Genomic DNA, 23,688 nt, shown 5'->3' with positions numbered 1-23,688 from the left:
CCCAACTGCGACCTCAGCCGCCGTGTCCGCGGTGCTGCTCACGCACGAGGTCCTCGATGGACGCACGCAACGCGAGGAACTCCGGCGTTCGCTTGACCGAGAGATCGCGGTCGGCCGGCAGGTCGATCGTCACATCGGCGTGCACCCGGCCAGGGTCGCACGCCAGTACGACAACTCTGCCGCCGAGGAAGACCGCTTCCTCCACATCGTGGGTCACCATCAGCACCGTGGTGCCGGTGTCCGCCCACACCTGCCTGATCAGGACCTGCATGTCCTCTTTGGTCTGCACGTCGAGCGCGCCGAACGGCTCGTCGAGCAGCAGCACCTCCGGCTCGCACGCCAGCGCCCTGGCGATCGCGACCCGCTGCCGCTGACCGCCGGAAAGCTCACGCGGCAACGCCTTCCGATGCGCCGAGAGCCCCGTCTCGGCCAGATACCAGTCGACGCGCCGAGCCCGCTCCGCACTGTCCACCGGCAACAGTTCGAGTCCATAAGCGACATTGCGCTCGACGGTCCGCCACGGGAACAGCGCGCCGTCCTGGAAGACGAGCCCGCGGTCGGGACCGGGCCCGGCGACCGGCTCGCCGTCGAGGGTGATCACGCCTTCCGACGGCATGGTCAAGCCCGCGACCAGTGACAACAGCGTCGACTTTCCCGAACCGCTCGCGCCGACGACACAGAGGAAGTCGCCACGCGAGACGGTCAGGTCGATCCCGTCGAGCGCACGCGCGCCGCGGTCGTAGTCCTTGGCGACCCCGCTCAGTTCCAGCACGCCGGTCACGCGGTCCACCTGCCGACCTTGGTCCGGACCAGTCGCAGCGTGACGTCGATGAGCAGGCCGAGCAGCCCGATCAGCAGCAGCACCGCGAAGATCTTGTCGGTCTGCAGGAACCGCTGCGCGCGGGTGATCCGGTAGCCGAGGCCCGCCGTCGCGTTGACCAGCTCGGCCACCACGACGAAGTTCCACGCGGCGGCCATGTTCACCCTGATCGCGTCCAGCATGCCGGGCAGCGAATGCGGGATGATCACCTTGCGGAGCACCTCGCCGCGCGTCGAGCCCAGCGTGTAGGACACGTTGATCAGGTTGCGCGGCACCCCGCGGACCACGTCGGCCGTCATCAGCGTGTTGAAGAAGACCGTGCCGAGCACCAGCACGGCGACCTTGGACTCCTCGCCGATGCCGAGCCAGATGATCAGCAGCGGGATGAACGAGCTGGCAGGCATGTAGCGCAGGAACCCGACGAGCGGTTCGAGCAGCGCCTGGCCCGCGCTGAAGGTGCCCATCACGATGCCGAGCGGCACCGAGATCAGCACCGCGATGCCGAACCCGAACAGGATCCGCTGCACGGTCGCCCACAGGTCGCCGAACAGCTCGCCGGTCGACGCCATCTGCAGCCCGGCCTTGAGCACGGCGGGCGGCGACGGCAGGAACGTCGGCGCGACCGCGCCGGTCGCGCTCAAGATCCACCAGATCGCCAGCGGCGCCGCCACGGACGCGACGGTCAACGTCCACTTGGCACGAACGGAGATGGGCGCGCGGATGGTGAGCAGCGCGGCCTTCGGCTTCGGCCGCGCGCGGCGCGGCAGCGGCGCCCAGTTCGCGCGCTCGGGCAGCGCCGCCTTCGCCGCGTGCTCTTCGGCAAGGCGTTGTTCTTCTTCGAGACGGTGGGCTTCGAGCTCCTCCGCCTCCGTGCCCGACGCCGTCCGGCTGGCCGAGCCGGTCAGCTCGGTCACGGCACCGCCTTGATGAAGGTGTCGTCGAGCAGGTTGTCGACCTGCGGCCTGGTCGCGGTCAGCCCGACGGCGACCATGAAGTCGGCGATCTTGCCCGCCTGGAAGTTCAGGTGCTGCGGGGTGACGCCGGGAGTGAACGCGTCGATGTTCTGCTGCTTGGTGAAGATGGACGTGCCCGAGTCGTAGCTGCGGTAGTCGGCCAGGTTCACGCCCGCCCGCTTGGCCATGATGTCGGTGGCCGGGTCCTTGTTGTCCTTGATCCAGGCGAGCGTCTCGAACCAGGTGTTCACGATCGCCTGCACCTCTTTGGGGTGCTCCTTGGAGATCTTCTCGCCGAGCACCAGGTGGTCGGGAATGGCGCCGGGGAATTCGGCCGAGGTCGCGATGGCCTTGCTGCCGGGGCGTTCCAGCGCCTTCGAGGTGAACGGCGCGAACGCGGCGACCGCGTCGACCTGCCCGCTCAGGAAGGCGGCCGCGGCCTGGTCGGTGACCATCGGGACCAGCGTGATGTCCTTTTCGGTCAGCTTCGCCTGCTGCAGTGCCAGCAGCAGCAGGTAGTGGTCGACGGCGCCCTGTTCGACGGCGACCTTCTTGCCCTTGAGGTCGGCGACGCCGGTGATGCCCTCGCGCGCGATGACCTTGTCGTTGCCCGTCGAGTTGTCGTTCACGAGCACAATGGACAGTTTCGCGCCGCCGCTGACCGAGGCGACGGTGTCGCCGAGCGTCTGGCTGTTGCCGTCGATCGCGCCGGTCGACAGCGCGTTGATGCTGTCGGTGTAGCTGTCGAAATACTTGAGATCGACGTTCACGCCGTTCTTCTTGAACAGCCCCTGCTCCTGGGCGACCTGCCACGGGAACCAGCCGGGCCACGCGGAGAACCCTAGGGTGATCTTCGCGCCGTCGGCGGCGGTGTCGCTCGAACAACCTGATAGGGCGGCTGCACCGGCCAGCGTGAGGGCGCAGAACAGGGCCGTCAGCCGTCGGGAACGGGAAATCACAGCGAAACTCCTGGGGAAGGGGAGTAGGGGGAGCTCCACAGGCAGTGAAAATCCCCCACTCTCCGTGAAGAAATCGTCACCCCTTGGCTCTCGGGCGAAAGCCTATCGAGTTACGCAAGATCCCCATAGTGCAAGTGTCAGCTCTTGTGCAAGATCACTTGCGAACTGTGCGTATCGAGAGCACTAATGATCACCTGGTCGATTAATATCTGTCAAGCGATAGAAATTGCGCTGAGATTCGTCTCGGCTCAGATCCGTGCAATCTCGCTTTGTCGATTAAGCGCTATCAGGTGTCCGACTTGTGACCAACAGCTGTCCTGCGGTTACACCCCGGTGGCGAGGCGGGGTGGCAGGAGTCACCGTTAGGTGGGTTTCCCTGGCGCCTTCCAGGCAATACCGTCAGCAGACAGCCGAAGTCATCGAGGCCCTACAGGGCACGCGCGGAGGGTTGGTCAACGATGCCGGAGACCGAGATCACGGATGTGGCGATGCGACTGCCCGGCATGCGGGTGGCGTACGAAGGGGACGCGTTCACCGAGGCCTCCCTGGCGTCGACCTGGACCGAGCAGCTGCAGTCGTGGCTGAACCAGGCGATCGCGGCGGGCGTGGCCGAGGCGAACGCGATGGTGCTCGCCACCTCCGACGGCGAAGGCAGGCCGTCTTCCCGATCGGTGCTGCTCAAGGGCCTGGACGACCGCGGCGTCGTCTTCTACACGAACTACACCTCGGCGAAGAGCCACGACCTCACCGTCACCCGGTACGCGTCGGCGACCTTCCCCTGGTACCCGCTGCACCGCCAGGTCCACGTGCGCGGCGAGGTCGAGAAGGTCGACATCAAGGAAGGCGCCGAGTACTGGGCCTCCCGCCCGCGCGGCTCGCAGCTCGGGGCCTGGGCCTCGCCGCAGTCGCGCGTCGTCGATGGCCGCCGCGCGCTGGACAACGCGCTGAACTCCATCCAGCGCCGCTTCGCCGACACCGACGACATCCCGTTCCCGCCGCACTGGGGCGGCTGGCGCATCCGGCCGGACACCGTCGAGTTCTGGCAGGGCCGCGAGGACCGCATGCACGACAGGCTGACCTACGTCCGCGCGGACGACGGCTGGCGCATCGAACGCGTCGCGCCGTGATTTTTTGTTGAGTGAGGGTCATAGGTGCCGCGTCTCGTTCGCCCGGCCGGGCTGTGGTGAAAATGCGTCGTTGAACGCCTCAAAACCCGCACGGTCAACCCGCTTGACCAGTGGCTAGGCCCAGATATGAGGAGAGCCTTCCTGTACACGCTTGGCGTGGGTGAGGGCCTCCTTCACTCGAGCTGTACGGGTGAGGGCCTCCCTCACCCGTATATACGGTCGAACTAGGCCCTCACCCCACGGATCCGAGCGAAGTAGGCCGTCATGAACGCCCGACCGTGCCCCGACACTGGCGAGCGAGGCAGCCGAGAAGGGGTCGTGAGTGTTTTCGCCGGTTAGAACCGGCCGAAACACTCACGACCCCCATGTCAAACCGACGAGCACGCCACCTTTGCGTGGGCGGGCACCGTGAAGACTTCGGGCGCGGGGCGCCTTCGAGACCGCTGGGAGCAGCGGCCCCGGGCTCGGGCGAGGTAAATCACTCGGTCGAAATTAGTTAGCACGGCTAAGCTCATGTGTTGTGAGCGTTAAGGCGGGGACCGCACGCAGGCTGCTCGGGTCGATCATGGTCGACCGGCGGCCGCTGAAGATCCCCGCCTATCGCCGTCTCTGGATGTCGACGGCCGTGACGGCCATCGGCAGCCAGCTGACGGCCGTCGCCGTGCCCAAGCAGATCTTCGACATCACCGGCTCGTCCGGGTTCGTCGGCCTGACCGGCGCGGTGGCGCTCGTCCCGCTGCTCGTGTTCGGGCTGTGGGGCGGCGCGATCGCCGACACCGTCGACCGGCGCAAGCTGCTGCTGGTGACCAACACCGGCATCGCGCTGACCTCGGCCGTGCTGTGGCTGCAGGCGTTCATCGGCCTGCGCTCGGTGTGGCTCGTGCTCGCGCTGCTGGCCGTCAACCAGGCCTTCTTCGCGATCAACATGCCGACGCGCAGCGCGGTCGTCGCCAGGCTGGTGCCGGAGCACCTGATCGCGCCCGCGATCGCGCTGGGCTCGACCATGTCGACCTTCGGCATGGTGTTCGGGCCGCTGCTGGCCGGCGCGGTGCTGCCGCTGCTCGGGCTGTCCACCTTGTATTTGATCGACGTGATCGCGTTGTCGCTCACCTTGATCGCGGTCTGGAAATTGCCGCCGCTGCCGCCATTGAACGGGCCGTCGAGACGGGCCGGATTGCGCGATGTGATCGACGGTTTCCGTTATTTGGCAACGCAAAAGGTCGTATTGGCTTCCTTCGTCGTCGATATCATCGCGATGGTCTTCGGTATGCCGCGCGCGTTGTTCCCGGAAATGGCCGAACGGACCTTCGGCGACCCGCCGGGCGGCGGGCCCGCGCTCGGCTGGCTCTACGCGGCCATCCCGGTCGGCTCGATGCTCGTCGGCTTGTTCTCCGGCTGGCTGACCAGGGTGCGGCGCCAAGGTGTCGCGGTCGTGCTGGCCATCTGCGCGTGGGGCGCGGCGGTGGCCGGCTTCGGCCTGAGTTCGTCGCTCTGGCTCGCGGTGATCTTCATCGCGCTGGCAGGCGCCGCCGACATGGTCTCCGCGATCTACCGGATGTCGATCCTGCAGGTCGCCACGACCGACGAGATGCGCGGACGGCTCCAAGGTGTCTTCACGGTCGTTGTCGCAGGTGGACCGCGTATCGCCGACCTCACGCACGGCTGGGCGGCCGCCGGTGTCGGCACCGCGGCCGCGGCGTCCGGCGGCGGCGTGCTGGTGATCGTCGGGGTGCTCGTCGCGATGGCGCTGCTGCCCGCGTTCTTCCGCTACCGCGCGCCCGCCGAACCGGAATCCGCCTAGAGTGGCGGTATGCGCTCTTGGCGAATTGTCCTGATTTCCGCTCTTGCCCTGGTGTCGGCGGGCTGCTCGTCCGATGAGAAGCCCGCCGCCGCGCCCAAGCCGACGCCGTCCAAGGCGGTCACGCTCAAGGAACCGTGCGCGGTGCTCGCCGGCGACGCGGTCGGCAAGGCCATCGAACGCCAGTCGGTCACCGGCGCGCCCGGCCCCGACCAGAACACCGCCGCCAACGGCGGCAAGGCCAAGACCTGCGTCTACTCGGCCGAGGGCAAGCAGGTCGGCGCGCTGGCCGTCACCCGCTACGACGGCAACAAGGTCAAGCCCGACGCGATGATCGCGAGCATCAAGGAGAAGAAGCCCGGCGCCCGCGACGTTTCCGGCCTCGCCGAGGGCGCGCTCTACTACGTCGAGGAAGCCAAGACCGCGACCCTCGTCGCGGCCAAGGTCGTCGGCGGCGTTCCGATTTTGGTCAGCTACAGCGGCCCGGCCAAAATGACCGTCGAGCAGATGACGCCCTTGGTCAAGCAGGCCATCGACGCCGAGCAGTAACCCGCGATAAAGCCCGCTTTACTCCCGGGGATAAAGCGGGCTTTATCTCGCGGAGTAAAGCCCGCTTTATCCCCGTGGTGCTCAGGAGTCCTGGTAGCGCTCGAACTCCGCGTGGTCGTGTGCGCTGAACACCTGCACCTCGTCCCCGTGGTGACGGACGAGTTCGCGGAGCCTGCGTTCGTTGGCGAGGCGGGGTTTCTTCTGCGTCTGCACCAGCTTCTGGAACGCCTCCAGCCCGCCGGGGCAGTGTCGCGCCACCGGATCCAGCTGGCCGTGGTGGAAATACGCGTCGCCGGCGTGCAGGAGCCAGCCGCTGCCGGTGTCCACCGCGACGCCCGCGTGGCCCAGTGTGTGGCCGCCCAGCGGGATCAGGAGGATCTCCGGCGGCAGGCCCTTGAGCTCGCGCACGGCCTCGAAACCGAGCCAGCTTTCGCCTTCCGTGCGGTACGTGCTCCAGCGCGGCCCGTGCTCGAACTGGATCGAGCGGTACCGGTACCGCTCGCGGAAATTGGCGGGCGCCGTCGCCGCGCGGTGTTCCTCGGCGTGGACGTGCACGGTGGCGTGCGGGAAGTCCGCGAGGCCGCCCGCGTGGTCGCAGTCGAGGTGCGTGGTGACGATGTGGCGGACGTCTTCGGCCGCGTAGCCGAGCGCGGCCACCTGCGCGGCGGCGGTTTCGGAGCGTTCGAGTCGCGCGCCGACCACGGTGGTCAGCGCGGTGCCGAGCCACTTGCCGGGCTGTTCCAGCGCTCGGGTGCCGAAGCCGCTGTCGGCGAGCACGAGACCGTCGGCTGCCTCGATCAGCAGGCAGTGCGCCACCATCTCGGGCATCCGGCCGCCGAGCGGGCGCATCGACCCGCAGTTGAGATGGTGGACCTTCATACGGTGCTCCTCTCGCGCAGCCGGTGGAACTCGGCGGCGTTGTGCGCGGAGAAGACGGTCACTTCGCCGCTGTGGTCACGGACAAGGTCGCGCAAGCGCTGCTGATTGTCCAGCCTGGCCCGTTTTTCCGTCTGTACCAAGCCTTCGAACAACGCGAGCAGCGGCGGGCAGTGCGGGGAGACCGGGTCGATCTCGCCGGGGTGGAAGTAGGAGTCACCCGCGTGGAGCAGCCAGCCGTCACCGGTGTCGACCGCGACGCCCGCGTGCCCGCGCGTGTGCCCGGCGAGCGGGATCAGCAGGATGTCCGGCGCGATCTCGCGCACGGCGTCGAAGCCGAACCACGGTTCGCCGAGCGCGGCGTGGCTTGTCCACTTCGGACGGTGGGTGAACTGGACCGCCCGGTACCGGCCGACCTCGTCCTCGCGCGGCCGCTCGAACGCGCGGAGTTCTTCGGCGTAGACGTGGACATTGGCTTCGGGGAAGTCGACGAGCCCGCCCGCGTGGTCCAGGTCGAGGTGCGTGAGCACGATGTCGGCCACGTCACGCGGGTCGTACCCGAGCTTCTTGATCTGCGTGACGGCCGCGTCCTGGTCGAGTACCGGCCCGCTCGTGCGGATGAACCGGCGGCCGAGCCATTCCTCGCCGCGGCTCGCGATCGGCGAGCCCATGCCCGTCTCGACGAGCGTGAGCCCGGCACCGGTTTCCACGAGCAGGCAGTGGCAGACCATTTCGGCCCGCCCGAACAGCGAAGACCGGCCGTCGACGAGCTTGCCGCCGAGCGGCCGCATGGTCCCGCAGTCGAGATGGTGTACCCGCATCAGGGCAACTCCCTTTCGATGGTGGCGCGCAGGTGTTCCCGCACCGCGCGCAGCGGGGCGACGTCGTGCCTGGTCCGCGCGAGCAGCAGCCCGCCTTCGACCGAGGCGAGCACGATGGTCGCCAGCTCGTCGGCCTTCTCGGCCGAAAAGCGTTGGGAGACAAAGTATTGGGACAAGCCTTCGAGCCAGGAGGCGTAACCGTCGGCGCAGGCCTCCCTGACCGGTTCGCTGGACGCGTCCATCGCGACCGTCGCGAGTGGACACCCGCGCTGGAAGCCCGACGCGAGCTGGACCTCGATCAGCCCGTCGATGACCGCGCACACCGCGGTGGCCGCGTCCGGCGCGGTTTCGACGACGCGCGTGATCATCTCGCGGAAAGTGCCGCCGGACAGGCGCAGCGCCTCGGCGGCGAGCTGCTCCTTGCCGCCGGGGAAGTGGAAGTAGAGCGAGCCTTTCGGCGCACCGCCCGCCGCGACGAGCTGGTTGAGGCCGGTGGCGTGGTAGCCCTGGGTGTGGAAGAGCTCGGCGGCGGTTTCGAGCATGCGCTGCCGGGTGTCGGTGCGGCGGACCATGAGCCGACCGTAGCTCAAACTATGACGACCGGTCTAGTAAATTTCAAAGCCGGTATCTTGGCGCGCATGGCGAACCCCACCGGACAGCAGTTCGAGATCACCCGTGGCAACGCGCGCGCCGTCGTCACCGAGATCGGCGCCGGGTTGCGCCTGTTCGAGGTCGGCGGGGTGGCGTGCGTCGAGGAGTTCGCCGCCGCCGAGAAACCGCCCAAGGGCGCCGGCCAGGTGCTGCTGCCCTGGCCGAACCGCACCAAGGGCGGCGAGTGGGTCTACCAGGGCGAGAAGCAGCAGCTGGAGATCACCGAGGAAGCACGCGGCAACGCGATCCACGGCCTCACCCGCCACAAGGAGTGGGAGCTGCTCGAGCACGCCGAATCGTCGATCACGCTGTGCGTCGACATCGACGGCGAGCCAGGCTGGCCGGTCCCGCTGCGTGCCGTCACCACCTACGAGATCGCGCCGCGCGAGCTGACCATCACGCACGAGATCCGCAACGAGGGCGACTCGCCGATCGGCGTCGGCCTCGGCACGCACCCGTACTTCCGGATCGGCGACGCGCCGACCGACGAGCTCACCCTCACCCTGCCCGCGACCCGCGTCCGGCCGTACCTCGGCGACGAGCAGATGCCGTACGACACCGAACGCGACGTCGACGGCACCGAGTACGACTTCCGCGGCGGCCAGGTGCTCGCCGGCGTCGACCTCGACACCGCGTTCGGCGGGCTCGTCGCCGGTGAGGACGGCCGTCATCACCACGTCCTCACACACGGAGAGAGCACGCTCGACGTGTGGGCCGGTCCCGACTTCAAGTGGGTCCAGGTGTTCACCCCGGCCGAGCTGGTCGGGCGCGGCCGCGGCATCGCGATCGAGCCGATGACCTGCCCGGCCGACGCGCTCAACACCGGCACCGACCTGATCGAGCTGGAGCCGGGAACCGCCTGGTCAGGCAGCTGGGGCATCCGGCTCGGCTGAATTCGGGCGACAGCGGGAGACGCCCGGTTTAGCCTCGGATGATGGAACCGGTGAGGCTCGGCCCGCAGGACGCGGGCGAGATTCTTACGCTGCAGCGCGCGGCGTATGTGACTGAAGCGCGGGCACATCGGACGTTCGACCTGCCACCACTCGTGGAGACCCTGTCGGAGACCAGGGAAGCGCTCGGCGACCCGCTGTGTCTCGCCTGGGGCTACCGCGAAGGGGAGCGGCTGGTCGCGAGCGTGCGTGTCCGGGTGGTCGGGAACGTGGGCGAGGTCGGCCGTCTGGTCGTCGCCCCCGACCGGCAAGGGAACGGCTACGGCGGTTCGCTGCTGCTGGCCGCCGAGGCGAGGCTGCCTCGCGGGGTGACGGTCTTCCGGCTGTTCACCGGCGAGTTCAGCCAAGGACCGTTACGGCTCTATCAACGCTTGGGCTATCACGAAACCCATCGTTCGCCCGAGTTCGACTATCAGCTCGTGCATTTCGAGAAGGAGATCGCTTAGTAGCGGGTCAGGTCCGCGGCGATGGCCGCCGCGGCGAACGGATCGAGCGGGACACGCGCCAAGGGCGGGCCGCCCGACCAGAACCGGGACGTGCTCACCGAAGCGGTGAGCACGCCGTTCAACGCCTTGTCAGGCCAGTAGACCTCGACGGTGACCGAGTCCGGGGTCTCGACGATCAACACCGCAGCGCCGCCACCGATTTCTTCCCCATGGCCACAAGACGCCTCGGCGGCGCCCGCGTTGTGCCGATCTCGGTTAGCGTGTCTCACCATGGCTGAAGCGATTGTGGGGGGCTACGTGGTCCCCGTCGACGGCGACCCGATCGACGGCGGCACGGTGCTCATCGAAGACGGCAAGATCATCGCGGTCGGCACCGCGTCCGACGTCGACATCCCGGACGACGCCGAGCTCATCGACGTGGCGGGCTGCTGGGTGCTGCCGGGGTTCATCGACGCGCACGCGCACCTCGGCGTGCACGAGGAAGGCGAGGGCTGGTCCGGCAACGACACCAACGAGATGACCGACCCGATCGGCGCCCGGTTCCGCGCGCTCGACGGCATCGACCCGTACGAGATCGGGTTCGACGACGCGCTCGCGGGCGGCATCACCAGCGTCGTCATCAAGCCGGGCTCCGGCAACCCGGTCGGCGGCCAGACGATCGGCGTCAAGACCTGGGGCCGCAGCATGTTCGACGTGGTCTTCGCGGAGCACGTCAGCGTCAAGAGCGCGCTCGGCGAGAACCCGAAACGCGTCTACGGCGACAAGGGCAAGACCCCGTCGACCCGCCTCGGCGTCGCCGCGGTGATCCGCGAGGCCTTCACCAAGGCCCGCAACTACGCCGCCCAGCGCGAACACGCGCGCACCGAAGGCAAGCCGTTCGACGTCGACCTCACCCACGAGACACTCGCGAAGGTGCTCGACGGCGAGCTGTACTGGGACCAGCACGTCCACCGCGCGGACGACATGGTCACCGCGATCCGCCTGGCCGAAGAGTTCGGCTACAAACTGGTGATCAACCACGGCACCGAAGGACATCTGATCGCCGACCTGCTCGCCGAGCGCGGCGTCCCGGTGATCCTCGGCCCCCTGTTCACCACCCGCGCGAAGGTCGAACTGCGTAACCGCAATATGCGCTCAGCGGGCATCCTCGCGCGGGCGGGCGTGAAGCTGGCGATCACCACCGATCACCCGGTGGTGCCGATCAACTTCCTTGTGTACCAAGCGGCTTTGGCGGTGAAGGACGGCCTCGACCCGGAGACGGCGTTGCGCTCGATCACCGTCAACCCGGCGGAAATGCTCGGCCTGGACGACCGCGTCGGCGCCTTGAAGCCGGGCCTCGACGCGGACATCGCGATCTGGTCCGGCGACCCGCTGGACGTGATGAACCGCGCGATGCGCGTTTTCGTGCGCGGCCGCGAGGTTTACACGTTCGACGAAGCGAAGGGTGAGGGCGTGGTCGCCGAGCGCCGTTACCAGGAGTCCTGATTTAACGCAGGCGTGAAATGCTTGCAGGCTGATCCGGCCCGGACGTAGTTTCCCGGAAGCCCGCACTGGAGCGGGTTTCTGGGGGACTCGAAAGGGTGAAATCGCCATGCTCAAGAAGATTCTGCTCGGCACCGCGGCCACCGCGTTCCTACTGCTCGGCGCCGCCGGGCCCGCGCACGCCGCCCGCGGCACGGTCGACCTGTTCGACAACGCGAACTTCGACTGGAGCGCCGGTGGGCTCTCCACCTCCGCCGAGGTCGGCGAGTGCGTGACACTCGAGCCGTACATGAAGAACAGGGTTTCGTCGGTCAGGACGAACCGCACGGTCATCCTCTTCGACGGTGACGGGTGCGCCGCGCCGAGCCTGACCGTCACCCAGTCGTCCAGCTACGTCGGCTGGATGAACGACCGCACGAACTCCTTCAAGATCATCTGATGCTCGTGGGTGGTGTCACCGGACGGAAACCGGTGGCACCACTCATGGTCAGGACCGGAGGCCGTCGAGATCGATCTTCAGCGGGAACGGTTCACTCGTGACGAAGGTGCCGGTCGCCGCCGGGGCGTCTTGGTAGCCGAGTTCTCCGGCCTGGTGACACGCGATCAGCGAGAACGGGTCGGTGATGTCGACGATCCAGTAAAACGGAATTCCCGCGTCCGCGTATTCGCCGTGCTTGGTCACGTGGTCCGTGCGTTGCGAACCGGGCGACACGATCTCGATGACGACGACCACTTCGGCAGCCCTGAGCATGCGGTCTTCTTCGTCGGCCTTCGCGAACGCTTCCCTTTCCACGACAACGAGATCCGGGCGCCTGGAGAACCCGGGATCGGTCGTCGGGACCAGCTCGAGATCGACATCGATGTCTTGGATGGCCGTGAGGTGTGGTGGAAGCTGCGGCAAGATCTGCACATACAGTTTCCCCATCGCGTTGTTATGTCTAGGCCGGGGACTTGGCGACATCAAAAGGCGACCTTCCACAAGTTCCGAAAAGCCGGAATCGGGCTCGCCGAGCGCCGAGTACTCCTCGATCGTCAGCAGGTGATCCGGCATTGCCAGCCACGGATGCTGCTGCGGTTCGGGAAGGGCCGTCACTACGTCTCCTCACGTCACCGGCATTGTCGCACGATCCGGAACTGTCGCCACCCATTCTACCCGAGGCCTAGGCCACTTCAGGTCATCGGGGTCGTGAGTGTTGCCGACGGTTCTTTGCTGCAAAGGTCAAGCAGGTTGACTGAGTGCGAAATGGGTCGTTCAACGTCTCAAATTCTCCTCAGTCAACGTGCTTGACTTGTGGGACTTGGGGTCGTGAGCGTTGTGGGCTATTTGAGCGGTAGGTCCGAGGTGGCGTGGCCGAGGAGTCGGCGAGCATGGGCCGACGGAGTTGCTTGTGGGCCGTCAGGTGTCCCCCAAGCAACTCCGTCAGACCTGCGGCCGCTGATTCTCAGCAAGTCGCACTCACGCCCATCACGCCACGTTTGGGTTTCCGCCCAATAGAACCGGCCGCACCACTCACGACCCCGTGGGTCAGGAGTTCTTGAGTTCGCGCGCGATGACCAGGCGCTGGATCTGGTTCGTGCCTTCGAAGATCTGCGGGACCTTCGCCTCGCGCATGTAGCGCTCGACCGGGAAGTCCTTGGTGTAGCCCGCGCCGCCGAGCACCTGCACCGCGTCCGTGGTCACCTTCATCGCGCCGTCCGTCGCGACCAGTTTCGCGATCGAGGCCTGGCGCTGGAACGGCATTCCGCGGTCGCGGCGGCGGGCCGCGTCCAAATACATCGCGCGGGATGATTCGACCGTCGCGGCCATATCGGCGAGCAGGAACTCCAAGCCCTGGAATTCGATGATCGGGCGGCCGAATTGGGTGCGGCCCTTGGCGTATTCGACGGACTCGTCCAGCGCGGCCTGCGCGAGGCCGACGGCGCACGCCGCGATGCCCAGCCTGCCCGAACTGAGCGAGGACAACGCGAGCTTCAGTCCGTCACCTTCGTTGCCAATAAGTCGGTTCGACGCCACGCGCGCGTCCTCGAAACGGAGCTGCGCGGTGGTCGACGCGGTCAGTCCCATCTTCTGCTCGGGCTCGGCGGCGGACAGGCCGGGCGTCTGGCCGTCAACGAGCAGGCAGGAGATGCCGCGGCCGCCGTTGTCGCTGGTCCTGACCATGGTCGTGTAGAAATCGGCCTCGCCGGCGTGGGTGATCCAGGCCTTGGTGCCGTTGATGACGTAGTCGGAGCCGTCGAGCACCGCCTTGGTGGACAGCGCGGCCGCGTCGGAGCCCGCGTGCATCTCCGACAGGGCGTACGCGCCGAGCAGGTCGCCGTCGAGCATCTGGGGGAGCCAGCGGTCGCGCTGCTCGTCCGTGCCGTGGTGGGCGAGCGCGTAGCAGGACATCGTGTGCACGGACAGGCCGACGCCGACGGACATCCACGCGGCCGCGATCTCCTCGAGAACCTGCAGGTAGACCTCGTAGGAGACCTCGCCGCCGCCCCAGTCCGCGGAGTACGGGAGCCCCAGCAGGCCCGACTTGCCGAGCAGCCGGAACTGCTCGCGGGGGAACCGCTCGGCCTTCTCGTACTCGGACGCGATCGGCGCCAGCTCGGCCCGCGCGATGTCCGCGGCCAGCGCGACGAGGTCCTGCGCTTCGGTCGTGGGGAGCAGGCGTTCGGCTGGCATCGTTTCCTCCGGCGGGCAGGAGTACCGAAAACAGTACTGTGGGTCCGTTCAGAGTACAGTAAGCGTCTGGGCCGGGTAAGGGATAGTGATCCGATGGCACGACAGCCGACAGCCCGGCAGCGGGCACTTCTGAGTGAGCTCGAGGACCTGTTCCTCGCCGAGGGGTTCGCCCAGTTCACCCTAGATGACCTCGCGGGCAAGCTCCGCTGCTCGAAGTCGACCCTCTACGCGCTCGCGCCGTCCAAAGAGCAGCTGGCGGTGAAGGTCGTCGCCCACTTTTTCAAGGGCGCGGCCGAGCAGATCGAGGCCAGGATCGCGCCGTTGGAAGACGCCCGCGAAATCATCGGCGAGTACTTCGCCGGGGTTTCGGAATACCTCAAACGGGCCTCCGCCGCGTTCATGGCGGACATCGCGGAATTCCCGCCCGCGCGTGCGACTTATGAAATGAACAGCCGCGCCGCCGCGAGCCGGATCCGGTCGTTCATCGCCAAGGGTGTCCAAGACGGCATCTTCCGTGACGTCCACGCGCGGCTCATCGCCGAGATGGCCGGGCTGATCATCGAGGGCATCCAGAACGGGGTCGTCGGTCAGCGGACCGGTGTCACGGACGCGGAAGCGTTCACCGCACTGTCCGAATTGCTGCTCGACGGACTAACATCGCGGCCGTGATTGTCGTAGGTGGAGAGGCGCTCGTCGACCTCGTTCCCGGTGACCCATTGGATTCCACTGTGGACGGAGGGCTGCGCGCGCTGCTGCCCCGGCTGGGCGGTGGTCCATACAACGTCGCTTTGGCCGCGGCCAGGCTCGGCGCGCCGTCGGCGTTTTTGAGCCGGGTGTCCGATGACAGGTTCGGACAAGCGCTGCTCAAGCGCCTGCACGAGTCCGGTGTGGACACCGACCTGGTGCAGCGCGGCGCCGAGCCGACGACGCTCGCCGTGGTCGCGCTCGACGAAAAGGGCTCCGCGCACTACACCTTCTACACCGAAGGCACCGCGGACCGGCTCGTCGCCGACCCCGGCCCGCTCGAAGACGCCACCATGCTGTGCCTCGGCACCCTCGGCATGGTCCTGGAGCCCGGCGCGAGCGTGTACGAGACGATGCTGCGCCGCGAGTCCGCCCGCGGCGTGCTGACCGCGCTCGACCCGAACATCCGTGCCGCGCTGATCCGCGACCCGGACGCCTACCGCACGCGGTTCGCGTCCTGGCTGCCCTACGTGCGGCTGCTGAAGCTGTCCGACGACGACGCCGAGTGGCTCGCCGACGGCAAGGACGCGGTCGAGGCCGCCAAGGAGTGGGTCGCGGCCGGGGTGGACGCCGTCGTGCTGACCAGGGGAGCCGACGGGCTGGCCGTGATCACCGGCCAGGGGGTGCTCGCCGAGGTCCCGTCCGAGCGGGTCGAGGTGGTCGACACGATCGGGGCAGGTGACACTGTCCAAGGGGCGTTGCTCACATATCTGCACGAGCACCGAATCCGCGAGCTGACGCGAATGGACGCGGAAATGTGGCGTGCGGCACTCGCTTTCGCGGCGAAAGCGGCGTCGATCACGGTTTCCCGCAGTGGCGCGGAACCGCCGACGGCCGAAGAAATGGTGTCGGCTGTGTGAACCTTGTCCCAAAGCGCCTGCTCTGGCCAACCCAGCCGCTGCGCGGTGACCCCTTCCTCGACTAGCGTGGAGGGATACATCAGACAATCGTGAGAGGGACTTGCATGTCCGACGCGACGACTGCGGGGCAGTCCGGCGGCGAGACCGTCGCGCTAAGGCTGCCGAGCGGCGAACACGAGCTCAAGGTGGTCCACCCGGTCGAGGGCGCGCCCGGGATCGAGCTGGGCAAGTTGCTGGCGTCGACCGGGTACATCACCCTGGACCCCGGCTTCGTCAACACCGGTGCGGCGTCTTCGGCGATCACTTACATCGACGGTGACGCGGGCATCCTCCGCTACCGCGGGTACCCGATCGAACAGCTGGCGCAGAAGTCGACCTTCATCGAGGTCTCGTACCTGCTGATCTACGGCGAGCTGCCGACACAGGCTCAGCTGACCGAGTTCACCGAGAAGATCCAGCGGCACACCCTGCTGCACGAAGACCTCAAGGCCTTCTTCGGCGGCTTCCCGCGCGACGCGCACCCGATGCCGGTGCTGTCGAGCGCGGTCTCGGCGCTGTCGACCTTCTACCAGGACTCGCTGAACCCGTTCGACGAACCCAACGTCGAGCTGTCGACCATCCGCCTGCTGGCGAAGGTCCCGACGCTGGCGGCGTACGCCTACAAGAAGTCGATCGGCCAGCCGTTCCTCTACCCGGACAACTCGCTCGGCCTGGTCGAGAACTTCCTGCGGATGACCTTCGGGCTGCCCGCCGAGCCCTACGACGTCGACCCCGAGGTCGCCAAGGCGCTCGACCTGCTGTTCATCCTGCACGCCGACCACGAGCAGAACTGCTCCACCTCGACCGTGCGCCTGGTCGGCTCGTCCGAGGCGAACCTGTTCGCCAGTGTTTCGGCGGGCATCAACGCGCTGTTCGGCCCGCTGCACGGTGGCGCCAACTCGGCCGTGCTCGACATGCTCGAGGGCATCAAGGCCGACGGCGGTGACGTCGAGAACTTCGTCAACCGCGTGAAGAACAAGGAACAAGGCGTGAAGCTGATGGGCTTCGGGCACCGGGTCTACAAGAACTACGACCCGCGCGCGAAGATCATCAAGAACACCGCCGACGAGATCCTGTCGAAGCTCAAGGGCGGCGACCAGCTGCTCGACATCGCCAAGAAGCTCGAAGAGACGGCGCTGCACGACGACTACTTCGTCGAGCGGAAGCTGTACCCGAACGTCGACTTCTACACCGGCCTGATCTACCGGGCGCTCGGCTTCCCGACGAAGTACTTCACGGTGCTGTTCGCGCTGGGCCGTCTCCCCGGCTGGATCGCGCACTGGCGCGAGATGATCAACGACCCGGCGAACAAGATCGGCCGCCCGCGCCAGATCTACACCGGTGAGAAGGCCCGGGACTACACCGGCATTTCGGAGCGCTAGCCGCGATAAAGCCCGCTTTACTCCCGGGAGTAAAGCGGGCTTTATCGCGCGGTGTAAAGCCCGCTTTATCCCCGTCCGCAGGGCGGAGTCGAGCGGGCTTTGTGCTGTGCGGGTACCGTTCACGGATGCCCGCCGTGCTCTGGTTCCGCCGCGATCTACGCCTCGCCGATCATCCCGCGCTCTGCGCCGCGGCCGCCCAAGGCGAAGTGCTCGCGCTGTACGTGCTCGACGAGGCGCTGCTCAAACCATCCGGAAAACCTCGGCTGGCCTTCATGTACGGCTGCCTCGAAGCGCTCGACGAGCAGCTCGGCGGCCGGTTGCAGATCGTCAAGGGTGACCCGAAGGCCGAAGTGCTCAAGGCCGCGCAGTCCGTCGGTGCGACCGAGGTGCACGTCAGCACCGATTGTGCCCCCTACGGCCGCAAGCGTGACGCCGAAGTCGCGAAAGCGTTGGCGGAGCACGGAATCGACTGGGTCGAGACGGGATCGCCGTACGCGATCACGCCGGGCCGGATCACCAAGGCCGACGGCGATCCGTACAAGGTGTACACGCCGTTCTACCGCGCCTGGGTGCGTCATTCCTGGCCCAACCCGGCCAAGAAAACCAAAGTGGACTGGATCGAGCCGAAGAAGTCGCTCAAGATCTCCAAAGCGCCTTCGGTCGGCAAAATGGTGTTGCCCGAACCGGGCGAGAAAGCGGCACTCAAGCTCTGGCGGGCTTTCCTCGATTCCGGGGTGAACTACGCCGACGGCCGCGACCGGCCGGATCTCCCTGGCACCACCAAGATCTCGCCCTATCTGCGCTGGGGTTGCGTCCACCCGCGCACCCTGCTCAAAGACCTCGAAGACGAGACACTGCGCGGTGAGATCGCCTGGCGTGATTTCCACGCGGATGTGTTGTGGCACAACCCGAAAGCCGCGCGCTGGAATCTCGACAAGCGCTTCGACTCGATGCGCCACGAGGATGACAAGGCCGCGTTCGAGCTGTGGTGCCAGGGAAAGACCGGCTTCCCGATCGTCGACGCGGGCATGCGGCAGCTGCTCGCCGAGGGCTGGATGCACAACCGGGTCCGGATGATCGTCGCGAGCTTCCTCGTCAAGGACCTGCACCTGCCCTGGCAGTGGGGCGCCCGGCATTTCATGCGGCATCTGGTCGACGGCGACCTCGCGTCCAACCAGCTCAACTGGCAGTGGGTCGCGGGCTCCGGCTCGGACGCGGCGCCGTACTTCCGCGTCTTCAACCCGACGACGCAGGGCAAGAAGTTCGACCCCAACGGCGACTACGGTCGCCGCTATATCCCCGAAAACGAGAACTACCCGGCGCCCATGGTCGACCATGCCCATGAGCGCCAGGTGGCACTCGAACGCTACGGCGAGATCACCGGGTCTTGAGCGCGTCCCGCAGTTTCACCCGGCTGCCGGTGCGCAGGATCGAGTTCTGGTAGATCTTCGCGCCCAGCCAGGTGAGCAGCGCGACGGCGAGCAGCGTCAGCGTGAGCGACGCGGCGATCTCCCAAAGCGCGGCCGTGCCCGCGGCGATCCGGCCCGGCATCAGGATCGGCGCGAGGAACGGGACCAGCGAGGCGATCTTGACGGCCTGCCCGTCCGGCGCCGAGGTCATCAGGTTGATCCCCACGACGAACCCCATGATGAGCACGATGTTCACCGGCCCGATCACGGACTGGGTGTCCTCCTGGCGTGACACGAGCGAACCCGCGGCGCCGTAAAGCGTGGCGTACAACAGGAAACCGAGCAGGTACCAGACCACGCCCCAGATCAGCGCGCCCGTGGCGACCCCGGACAGGGTGAGCACCCCGGTCGCGAACCCGCCGATCACCCCGACCCCGGCGAGGATGACCAGCTGGGCGAGCCCGACGAGGCCGAGCCCGATCACCTTGCCCAGCAGCAGATGCCACGGCCGCACCGTCGACAGCAGGATCTCCACCACCCGGCTGGCCTTCTCCTCGACCACGCCCTGCGCGACCATCACGCCGTAGGTGAACAGCGTGATGTACAACAGGATCGCGACGATCGCGCCGATCGCGAGCCGCTGCGAACGGTCCGGGTCGGCGGGCTTGAGCTCGGTCACGGCCACGCGCGTGGCCGCGACCGAAGCCAGCACCTGACTGGGATCGAGGCCTGCCTCGGACAGCTTGCCGTTAAGCACCTCCTGCTGGGAGATGCGGTCCAGCACCGCGCGCAGTTTGTCGTCCAAAGTGGACTTGACGAGCACCCGCAGCTCGGCGGCGGTGCCGGACAGCAGCGCGTCCACGTCGCCGCTTTCGACCTGCGCCTTGCCTTCGTCCGCCGTCGGGAACTGCCTGGTGACGATCTTCAGCCCGGCCTGCTCGCCGAGCGCGGTGAGCTGCTCGCTGACGCCGGTGGTCTGGCCGGTGAGACCGACCGTGTTCTTGCCTGCCGAGTCGCTGAGCCAGGCCTGCACGGCCAGGAACCCGAGCATCGCCACCAGCAGCGCCGCGGTGCCCGCGACGAACGACCGGGTCCGCAGCCGGGTGTTGATCTCCCGCCTGGCGATCAGCCAGACCGCCCGCTGCGGCGTGACCGTGCTCATGCCTTCGCCCCTGTCGTGACCGCGTCCCTGAACAGATCCGTGAGCGACCGACGGCTACGGCTGAACTCCGTCACCGGCCCGGCGCTCAGCGCCGCCGCCAGCACCGCCTGGTCGTCGACGCCGGCGTCGAGCTCGACCACCGTGCGCGTGCCGTTCTCCTCCAGCACGCGCACCCCGGCCAGCCCGGCCGCCCAGCCGCGGACCGCGCCGACGACGAGCTTGGTGTTCGCGTGCGCGGTGAGCTCGCCGACCGTGCCGGTGGCGACCATCCGCCCGTCCTTGATGATCCCGACCCGGTCGCACAGCCGCTCGACCAGGTCCAGCTGGTGGCTGGAGAACACCACCGGCACACCCTCGGAAGCCTTCTGCCGCAACACTTCGCTCATCACGTCGACCGCGATCGGGTCCAGCCCGGAGAACGGCTCGTCGAGCACCAGCACCGCCGGATCATGCACCAGAGCGGCGGCCAGCTGGACGCGCTGCTGGTTGCCGAGGCTGAGTTTCTGGATCTCGTCCTTGCGTCGCTCGGCCAGCCCGAGCCTGGCGATCCAGTTCTCGGCGCTGCGATGCGCCTCGTTGGTCCCCATCCCGTGCAGCTCGGCGAGGAAGACGAGGTGGTCGAGCACCTTCATCTTCGGATAGAGCCCACGCTCCTCCGGCATGTAGCCGATGCGGGTGCGCGTCTCGTGCGTGATCGGCAGATCGTCGAACCAGACGTCGCCGCTGTCGGCCGCCAGCACGCCGAGCGCGATCCGCATGGTCGTGGTCTTGCCTGCGCCGTTGCTCCCGACGAACCCGAACAGCTCACCGCCGCGCACGTCGAAGGTGACCTCGTCGAGCGCGGTGACCTTGCCATAGCGCTTCGAGACCGCCCGTAGCTCGAGCCTGGTGGTCATGGCGTCGTCCCCTCGGCGAAGTCTTCCTGATCATCGTCCGGCAGTGTCGGCGACGTCATCATCATCAACGCCCCGCGCGAGCCCGCATCGGGGTCCTCGGAGATCACGATGCCCTTCAGTATGCGAAGCGGGGAGTACGGCACACCGGCGAGCAGGCCACCGCCGGACCAAAACCAGAAGAACACCCGATCGGGGAACATCCCGACGCGCATCGCGGTCATGCGCCGCCCTCTCGATAGACCTGCGTCGACAGCGGGGTGAACGGCTCCCTGCTGAACACCGCCTCCACCGGCAGGTCGAACACCGAGCACAGCCGGAACGCCAGGTCCAGGCTCGGATAGTGATCACCGCGCTCCAGCGCGCCGATCGTCTGCGGGTTCACCTCGACCGCCTCGGCCAGCGCCGCGCGGCTCAGTCCCCGCTCTGCTCGGAGTACTTGGAGCCGGTTGTGGATCGGCAGTTCTTTGCCGCGTTTTACCGGGCTCATGCAACCAACTGTTGCAAAAACCCAATACAACGTCAAGCTCGCCAACGCCACCCGGGGTCGTGAGTGTTCTGGCCGGTTAGAACCGGCCGCACCACTCACGACCCAGACCTCGGGTTCGCGCGAGCCCGGCGGACCCATAGCTTCTGGCGGGTCTCCTGCTTGGGGTCGTGAGCGTTGCGGGCGGTTCTAACCGCCCGCAACGCTCACGACCCTGGTCTCGGAGGCGTCGTCCGAGCTGGATGGGTGGGCGGCATTGGGTCAGGGCCTCCCTCACCCAGTGCCCTGGGGCAGGGAGGCCCTCACCCGGATATACGGGTGAGGGCCCTTTGCCTGGCCTAAGCGCAAAACGCACCCGCCCATCACGAACGACCAGGGGTCGTGAGTGTTTTGGCCGGTTAGAACCGGCCGTACCACTCACGACCTCAGAGTCCGGCGAGTGCCTTGGTGACCAGTTCTTCGACGCGGGCGCGGACGGCGTCGGCGTCGGCGGGGACCAGCGCGAGGCGGGTGCGGCGGGCGAGTACGTCGTCGGCGTCGAGCGCGCCCTCGTGCCGGACGGCCCAGACGACCTCGGCCGCCGTGACGCCCGTGCGGAGTTCCTCGCCGAGCGACTGGTCGACCTCGCCGAGCGCGGCGATGCGGGGTGCTTCGGTGCCGTACCGCGCGACCAGCCGCTCTGGGGCGTCCAAAGTGGACAGTGTGGAGCGGTCGGCGGCGCCGATCATCGGCAGGTGTGAGGTGATCGACGGGCCCGCGTGCAGCCCGGCGTGCGCGATCGCGGCGTCGACGCCGTCCTGCGCCATCTTGCGGTACGTCGTCAGCTTGCCGCCGACGACCGTCACCACCCCGTCGGACGAGGTCGCGACCGCGTGCTTGCGGGAGAGGTCCGCGCTGCGGCCGCTGGTGCCGGGAATGTCGACGAGCGGGCGGAGTCCGGCGTACGAGCCGATCACGTCCTCGCGGGTGAGCGTCCGCGCCAGCACCGATGAGGCGACGCCGAGCAGGAAGTCCACATCGGACTCGGGAACCGTTGGCACGTCAGGGACATCGCCGTGCAACGGTTCGTCCGTGAGTCCCAAGTAGACGCGACCGCCGGGTTGCGGCAGGAGGAACACGAAGCGGTTCGTCTCACCGGGGACCGCGACGTTCACCGATGCCAGGCCGAGGCCGACCGTGTCCGTCGCGAGCACCAGATGCGAGCCGAGCGACGGTCGCAGCCGCACCGACGGCACCACCGACCCGGCCCACACGCCTGCCGCGTTGACGACCTGGCGTGCCGAGATCTCCAGTGTGCGCCCCGAAAGTTCGTCGCGGGCGACCACCCGGTCGCCGGTCACCTCGACCGCGCGCACCTTGGTCAGCACGCGCGCGCCGTAGGACGCGGCCGTCCGGGCGATCGTGACGACCAGGCGGGCGTCGTCGACCAAAGCGCCGTCGAACCCGAGCAGCCCGCCGCGCAATCCGTGCCGCCGCAGGCCCGGCGCGAGTGCGAGCGTCTCCGCCGCGGGTACGAAACGTGGCCGCGGCAGCACCCAGGACGGCGTCCTGGCGACGCGCCGGAGTACATCGCCCGCGTGCAGGCCGACCGAGGTCAGCCGCCGCTGGAACGGGGACATGCTGGCGTACAAGGGAAACAGCTGCGGCATCGCGCGGGTGAGGTGCGGCGCCGTGCGCGTCATCATGATCCCGCGCTCGATCGCGCTCTCCTGCGCGAGCGCGAACTCGCCCTTGGCCAGATACCGCAGCCCGCCGTGCACGAGCTTGCTGGAGAACCGCGACGTCCCGAAAGCCAGGTCGTGCGCTTCGAGCAACGCCACGGACAGGCCGCGCGAAGCCGCGTCCAAGGCGATCCCGGCGCCGGTCACGCCGCCGCCGATCACGAGCAGGTCGACGCGTTCGCCGTCCGCGAGTTCATCGAGCTCACGTTCTCGCCGGCGAGCGTTCAGCGAACCAGGGATCATGGTCTCAACGAAGTGTCGAGTATGTGGCTGAACTCGGCTAGCAGCCCGGCTTCGCTCACGTCGGTGGTCGCCGGGCGCAGCGAGAACGCGTACGACTGGACGATCAGCAGTATCGAACGGGCCTGCGTCATCAGGTCGGCGACGCGCACGGAACCGTCCGCGTGCCCGGCCTCGAGCAGTGAGCGCAGCACCTGCTCGGCGAACTGCTGGGTCTGGCCGAAGCGGGCCACGATGTAGGGGAGCACGAGTTCCGGGTCGACGTCGAGCAGCGTGCGGAACAGCTGATCGGTCGACAGCGCGCTGACCCCGGCCGAGGCGATGACGACCAGCCGCTCGCGGGCGGTCGGCGCGTCGCTGCCCTCGGCGCTGGCGCGGCGCAGCAGTTCGCCGAACTCGCGTGTCATCAGCGCGGCGAGCACACTGCGGACATCGGGGAAGCGCCGGTAGAGCGTCATCCGGCTGACCTTGGCGGTCCGCGCGATCTCGGCGAGCGTGGTCCGGCGCACGCCGACCGCGAGCACGCACTTGCGCGCGGCGTTGAGCAGCACGTCGTCGGAGACGCGGACCGCGGGCTGCCGGGTCCGGGTGTCCGCGAGCGCGCTCGGTGTGCGTTGTCCCACGAGTGAGTGACGTTCGGCGCTCATG

26 protein-coding genes are annotated in these 23,688 nt (G+C 67.8%); 11 read left to right on the top strand and 15 right to left on the bottom strand.

All coding sequences use genetic code 11. The features are described 5' to 3' along the window. Nucleotides 1-13: 13 nt before the first annotated feature. From AB5J62_RS38075 to AB5J62_RS38065, 3 genes are read right to left on the bottom strand one after another with little or no spacing between them, the layout of a single operon-like run. Nucleotides 14-781, bottom strand: coding sequence for an ABC transporter ATP-binding protein (locus AB5J62_RS38075; RefSeq protein WP_370950447.1), 768 nt, complete (start codon nt 779-781; stop codon nt 14-16). After that, nucleotides 778-1,734, bottom strand: coding sequence for an ABC transporter permease (locus tag AB5J62_RS38070; RefSeq protein ID WP_370944886.1), 957 nt, complete (start codon nt 1,732-1,734; stop codon nt 778-780). The genes AB5J62_RS38075 and AB5J62_RS38070 overlap by 4 nt, the downstream gene beginning before the upstream one ends. Continuing rightward, entirely contained in the window at nt 1,731-2,732 is a 1,002-nt protein-coding gene (locus AB5J62_RS38065) for an ABC transporter substrate-binding protein (RefSeq protein WP_370944885.1), read from the bottom strand. Before AB5J62_RS38065 ends, AB5J62_RS38070 begins: the two co-directional genes overlap by 4 nt. Nucleotides 2,733-3,190: 458 nt before the next feature. Between AB5J62_RS38065 and pdxH the strand changes: the two genes are divergently transcribed. The 3 genes from pdxH (at nt 3,191) to AB5J62_RS38050 (ending at nt 6,206) form a co-directional block, all read left to right on the top strand. Then, on the top strand, nt 3,191-3,859 hold the full coding sequence (gene pdxH, locus AB5J62_RS38060; RefSeq protein WP_370944884.1) for a pyridoxamine 5'-phosphate oxidase: 669 nt from the start codon (nt 3,191-3,193) through the stop codon (nt 3,857-3,859). Nucleotides 3,860-4,424: 565 nt separating this feature from the next. Then, nucleotides 4,425-5,660, top strand: coding sequence for an MFS transporter (locus tag AB5J62_RS38055; RefSeq protein ID WP_370950446.1), 1,236 nt, complete (start codon nt 4,425-4,427; stop codon nt 5,658-5,660). Between the two features lie 9 nt (nt 5,661-5,669). After that, a complete protein-coding gene (locus AB5J62_RS38050; protein WP_370944883.1) occupies nt 5,670-6,206 on the top strand; it encodes a DUF3558 domain-containing protein in 537 nt (178 codons plus the stop codon). Between the two features lie 81 nt (nt 6,207-6,287). On the opposite strand, the gene AB5J62_RS38045 is transcribed toward AB5J62_RS38050, so the two are convergent. From AB5J62_RS38045 to AB5J62_RS38035, 3 genes are read right to left on the bottom strand one after another with little or no spacing between them, the layout of a single operon-like run. Then, nucleotides 6,288-7,085, bottom strand: a complete 798-nt coding sequence (locus tag AB5J62_RS38045; RefSeq protein WP_370944882.1) for an MBL fold metallo-hydrolase — start codon at nt 7,083-7,085, stop codon at nt 6,288-6,290. Continuing rightward, nucleotides 7,082-7,903 (bottom strand): MBL fold metallo-hydrolase, encoded by an 822-nt coding sequence (locus tag AB5J62_RS38040; protein WP_370944881.1) that lies wholly within the window; start codon nt 7,901-7,903, stop codon nt 7,082-7,084. The genes AB5J62_RS38045 and AB5J62_RS38040 overlap by 4 nt, the downstream gene beginning before the upstream one ends. Then, on the bottom strand, nt 7,903-8,475 hold the full coding sequence (locus AB5J62_RS38035; RefSeq protein WP_370944880.1) for a TetR/AcrR family transcriptional regulator: 573 nt from the start codon (nt 8,473-8,475) through the stop codon (nt 7,903-7,905). Before AB5J62_RS38035 ends, AB5J62_RS38040 begins: the two co-directional genes overlap by 1 nt. 66 nt (nt 8,476-8,541) lie before the next feature. Here AB5J62_RS38035 and AB5J62_RS38030 point away from each other — a divergent pair, with 66 nt between their 5' ends. Together AB5J62_RS38030 and AB5J62_RS38025 are read left to right on the top strand one after the other, a co-directional pair. Then, entirely contained in the window at nt 8,542-9,447 is a 906-nt protein-coding gene (locus AB5J62_RS38030; protein WP_370944879.1) for an aldose 1-epimerase family protein, read from the top strand. Nucleotides 9,448-9,485: 38 nt separating this feature from the next. Continuing rightward, on the top strand, nt 9,486-9,950 hold the full coding sequence (locus AB5J62_RS38025; protein WP_370944878.1) for a GNAT family N-acetyltransferase: 465 nt from the start codon (nt 9,486-9,488) through the stop codon (nt 9,948-9,950). Here AB5J62_RS38025 and AB5J62_RS38020 read toward each other — a convergent pair. Continuing rightward, entirely contained in the window at nt 9,947-10,222 is a 276-nt protein-coding gene (locus tag AB5J62_RS38020; protein WP_370944877.1) for a hypothetical protein, read from the bottom strand. The two genes, AB5J62_RS38025 and AB5J62_RS38020, sit on opposite strands and share 4 nt — an antisense overlap. On the opposite strand from AB5J62_RS38020, the gene AB5J62_RS38015 reads away from it, so the two are divergent. Next, nucleotides 10,221-11,435, top strand: a complete 1,215-nt coding sequence (locus AB5J62_RS38015; protein ID WP_370944876.1) for an amidohydrolase — start codon at nt 10,221-10,223, stop codon at nt 11,433-11,435. The two genes, AB5J62_RS38020 and AB5J62_RS38015, sit on opposite strands and share 2 nt — an antisense overlap. 106 nt (nt 11,436-11,541) lie before the next feature. Continuing rightward, a complete protein-coding gene (locus AB5J62_RS38010; RefSeq protein WP_370944875.1) occupies nt 11,542-11,871 on the top strand; it encodes a hypothetical protein in 330 nt (109 codons plus the stop codon). A gap of 48 nt (nt 11,872-11,919) precedes the next feature. Here AB5J62_RS38010 and AB5J62_RS38005 read toward each other — a convergent pair whose 3' ends face one another. Next, nucleotides 11,920-12,525, bottom strand: a complete 606-nt coding sequence (locus tag AB5J62_RS38005) for a Uma2 family endonuclease (RefSeq protein ID WP_370944874.1) — start codon at nt 12,523-12,525, stop codon at nt 11,920-11,922. Between the two features lie 432 nt (nt 12,526-12,957). After that, complete coding sequence (locus AB5J62_RS38000) at nt 12,958-14,103, bottom strand: acyl-CoA dehydrogenase family protein (protein ID WP_370944873.1); 1,146 nt, start codon at nt 14,101-14,103, stop codon at nt 12,958-12,960. Between the two features lie 93 nt (nt 14,104-14,196). Between AB5J62_RS38000 and AB5J62_RS37995 the strand changes: the two genes are divergently transcribed. The 4 genes from AB5J62_RS37995 to AB5J62_RS37980 all read left to right on the top strand — a co-directional run bounded on the left by AB5J62_RS37995 (nt 14,197) and on the right by AB5J62_RS37980 (nt 18,519). Next, the gene (locus AB5J62_RS37995; protein ID WP_370944872.1) at nt 14,197-14,772 is read left to right on the top strand and encodes a TetR/AcrR family transcriptional regulator; all 576 of its coding nucleotides are present in this window, start codon (nt 14,197-14,199) and stop codon (nt 14,770-14,772) included. Next, nucleotides 14,769-15,707, top strand: coding sequence for a carbohydrate kinase (locus tag AB5J62_RS37990; RefSeq protein WP_370944871.1), 939 nt, complete (start codon nt 14,769-14,771; stop codon nt 15,705-15,707). Before AB5J62_RS37995 ends, AB5J62_RS37990 begins: the two co-directional genes overlap by 4 nt. Before the next feature lie 104 nt (nt 15,708-15,811). Further along, nucleotides 15,812-17,128 carry a citrate synthase gene (locus tag AB5J62_RS37985; protein WP_370944870.1) on the top strand — a complete coding sequence of 439 codons (1,317 nt, stop codon included), beginning with the start codon at nt 15,812-15,814 and terminating at the stop codon, nt 17,126-17,128. A gap of 125 nt (nt 17,129-17,253) precedes the next feature. Beyond that, on the top strand, nt 17,254-18,519 hold the full coding sequence (locus AB5J62_RS37980; RefSeq protein WP_370944869.1) for a deoxyribodipyrimidine photo-lyase: 1,266 nt from the start codon (nt 17,254-17,256) through the stop codon (nt 18,517-18,519). Here the strand turns inward: AB5J62_RS37980 and AB5J62_RS37975 are convergent. From AB5J62_RS37975 to AB5J62_RS37950, 6 genes are all read right to left on the bottom strand, one after another. Continuing rightward, nucleotides 18,506-19,699, bottom strand: a complete 1,194-nt coding sequence (locus tag AB5J62_RS37975; RefSeq protein WP_370944868.1) for an ABC transporter permease — start codon at nt 19,697-19,699, stop codon at nt 18,506-18,508. The genes AB5J62_RS37980 and AB5J62_RS37975 overlap by 14 nt on opposite strands. Further along, on the bottom strand, nt 19,696-20,595 hold the full coding sequence (locus AB5J62_RS37970) for an ABC transporter ATP-binding protein (protein WP_370944867.1): 900 nt from the start codon (nt 20,593-20,595) through the stop codon (nt 19,696-19,698). Before AB5J62_RS37970 ends, AB5J62_RS37975 begins: the two co-directional genes overlap by 4 nt. Further along, nucleotides 20,592-20,816: a hypothetical protein gene (locus AB5J62_RS37965; protein WP_370944866.1), complete on the bottom strand. Its 225-nt coding sequence runs from the start codon at nt 20,814-20,816 to the stop codon at nt 20,592-20,594. The genes AB5J62_RS37970 and AB5J62_RS37965 overlap by 4 nt, the downstream gene beginning before the upstream one ends. Continuing rightward, a complete protein-coding gene (locus tag AB5J62_RS37960) occupies nt 20,813-21,082 on the bottom strand; it encodes a helix-turn-helix transcriptional regulator (protein ID WP_370944865.1) in 270 nt (89 codons plus the stop codon). The genes AB5J62_RS37965 and AB5J62_RS37960 overlap by 4 nt, the downstream gene beginning before the upstream one ends. A gap of 422 nt (nt 21,083-21,504) precedes the next feature. After that, a complete protein-coding gene (locus tag AB5J62_RS37955) occupies nt 21,505-23,043 on the bottom strand; it encodes an FAD-dependent oxidoreductase (protein ID WP_370944864.1) in 1,539 nt (512 codons plus the stop codon). Next, nucleotides 23,040-23,687 (bottom strand): TetR/AcrR family transcriptional regulator, encoded by a 648-nt coding sequence (locus AB5J62_RS37950; protein ID WP_370944863.1) that lies wholly within the window; start codon nt 23,685-23,687, stop codon nt 23,040-23,042. Before AB5J62_RS37950 ends, AB5J62_RS37955 begins: the two co-directional genes overlap by 4 nt. Nucleotide 23,688: the final 1 nt, after the last annotated feature.

The sequence above is a fragment of the Amycolatopsis sp. cg5 genome (assembly GCF_041346955.1).
Taxonomy (GTDB): Bacteria; Actinomycetota; Actinomycetes; order Mycobacteriales; family Pseudonocardiaceae; genus Amycolatopsis.
The sequence above is the reverse complement of the archived record's forward strand: the minus strand, read 5'-3'. Positions and strand labels throughout refer to the sequence as shown.

Coding starts and splice junctions, on each gene's coding strand:
- pdxH (WP_370944884.1), top strand. CDS start 3,191: ATGCCGGAGACCGAGATCACGGATGTGGCGATGCGACTGCCCGGCATG.
- AB5J62_RS38055 (WP_370950446.1), top strand. CDS start 4,425: ATGGTCGACCGGCGGCCGCTGAAGATCCCCGCCTATCGCCGTCTCTGG.
- AB5J62_RS38050 (WP_370944883.1), top strand. CDS start 5,670: ATGCGCTCTTGGCGAATTGTCCTGATTTCCGCTCTTGCCCTGGTGTCG.
- AB5J62_RS38045 (WP_370944882.1), bottom strand. CDS start 7,085: ATGAAGGTCCACCATCTCAACTGCGGGTCGATGCGCCCGCTCGGCGGC.
- AB5J62_RS38040 (WP_370944881.1), bottom strand. CDS start 7,903: ATGCGGGTACACCATCTCGACTGCGGGACCATGCGGCCGCTCGGCGGC.
- AB5J62_RS38035 (WP_370944880.1), bottom strand. CDS start 8,475: ATGGTCCGCCGCACCGACACCCGGCAGCGCATGCTCGAAACCGCCGCC.
- AB5J62_RS38030 (WP_370944879.1), top strand. CDS start 8,542: ATGGCGAACCCCACCGGACAGCAGTTCGAGATCACCCGTGGCAACGCG.
- AB5J62_RS38025 (WP_370944878.1), top strand. CDS start 9,486: ATGATGGAACCGGTGAGGCTCGGCCCGCAGGACGCGGGCGAGATTCTT.
- AB5J62_RS38015 (WP_370944876.1), top strand. CDS start 10,221: ATGGCTGAAGCGATTGTGGGGGGCTACGTGGTCCCCGTCGACGGCGAC.
- AB5J62_RS38020 (WP_370944877.1), bottom strand. CDS start 10,222: ATGGTGAGACACGCTAACCGAGATCGGCACAACGCGGGCGCCGCCGAG.
- AB5J62_RS38010 (WP_370944875.1), top strand. CDS start 11,542: ATGCTCAAGAAGATTCTGCTCGGCACCGCGGCCACCGCGTTCCTACTG.
- AB5J62_RS38000 (WP_370944873.1), bottom strand. CDS start 14,103: ATGCCAGCCGAACGCCTGCTCCCCACGACCGAAGCGCAGGACCTCGTC.
- AB5J62_RS37995 (WP_370944872.1), top strand. CDS start 14,197: ATGGCACGACAGCCGACAGCCCGGCAGCGGGCACTTCTGAGTGAGCTC.
- AB5J62_RS37985 (WP_370944870.1), top strand. CDS start 15,812: ATGTCCGACGCGACGACTGCGGGGCAGTCCGGCGGCGAGACCGTCGCG.
- AB5J62_RS37980 (WP_370944869.1), top strand. CDS start 17,254: ATGCCCGCCGTGCTCTGGTTCCGCCGCGATCTACGCCTCGCCGATCAT.
- AB5J62_RS37975 (WP_370944868.1), bottom strand. CDS start 19,699: ATGAGCACGGTCACGCCGCAGCGGGCGGTCTGGCTGATCGCCAGGCGG.
- AB5J62_RS37970 (WP_370944867.1), bottom strand. CDS start 20,595: ATGACCACCAGGCTCGAGCTACGGGCGGTCTCGAAGCGCTATGGCAAG.
- AB5J62_RS37965 (WP_370944866.1), bottom strand. CDS start 20,816: ATGACCGCGATGCGCGTCGGGATGTTCCCCGATCGGGTGTTCTTCTGG.
- AB5J62_RS37960 (WP_370944865.1), bottom strand. CDS start 21,082: ATGAGCCCGGTAAAACGCGGCAAAGAACTGCCGATCCACAACCGGCTC.
- AB5J62_RS37955 (WP_370944864.1), bottom strand. CDS start 23,043: ATGATCCCTGGTTCGCTGAACGCTCGCCGGCGAGAACGTGAGCTCGAT.
- AB5J62_RS37950 (WP_370944863.1), bottom strand. CDS start 23,687: ATGAGCGCCGAACGTCACTCACTCGTGGGACAACGCACACCGAGCGCG.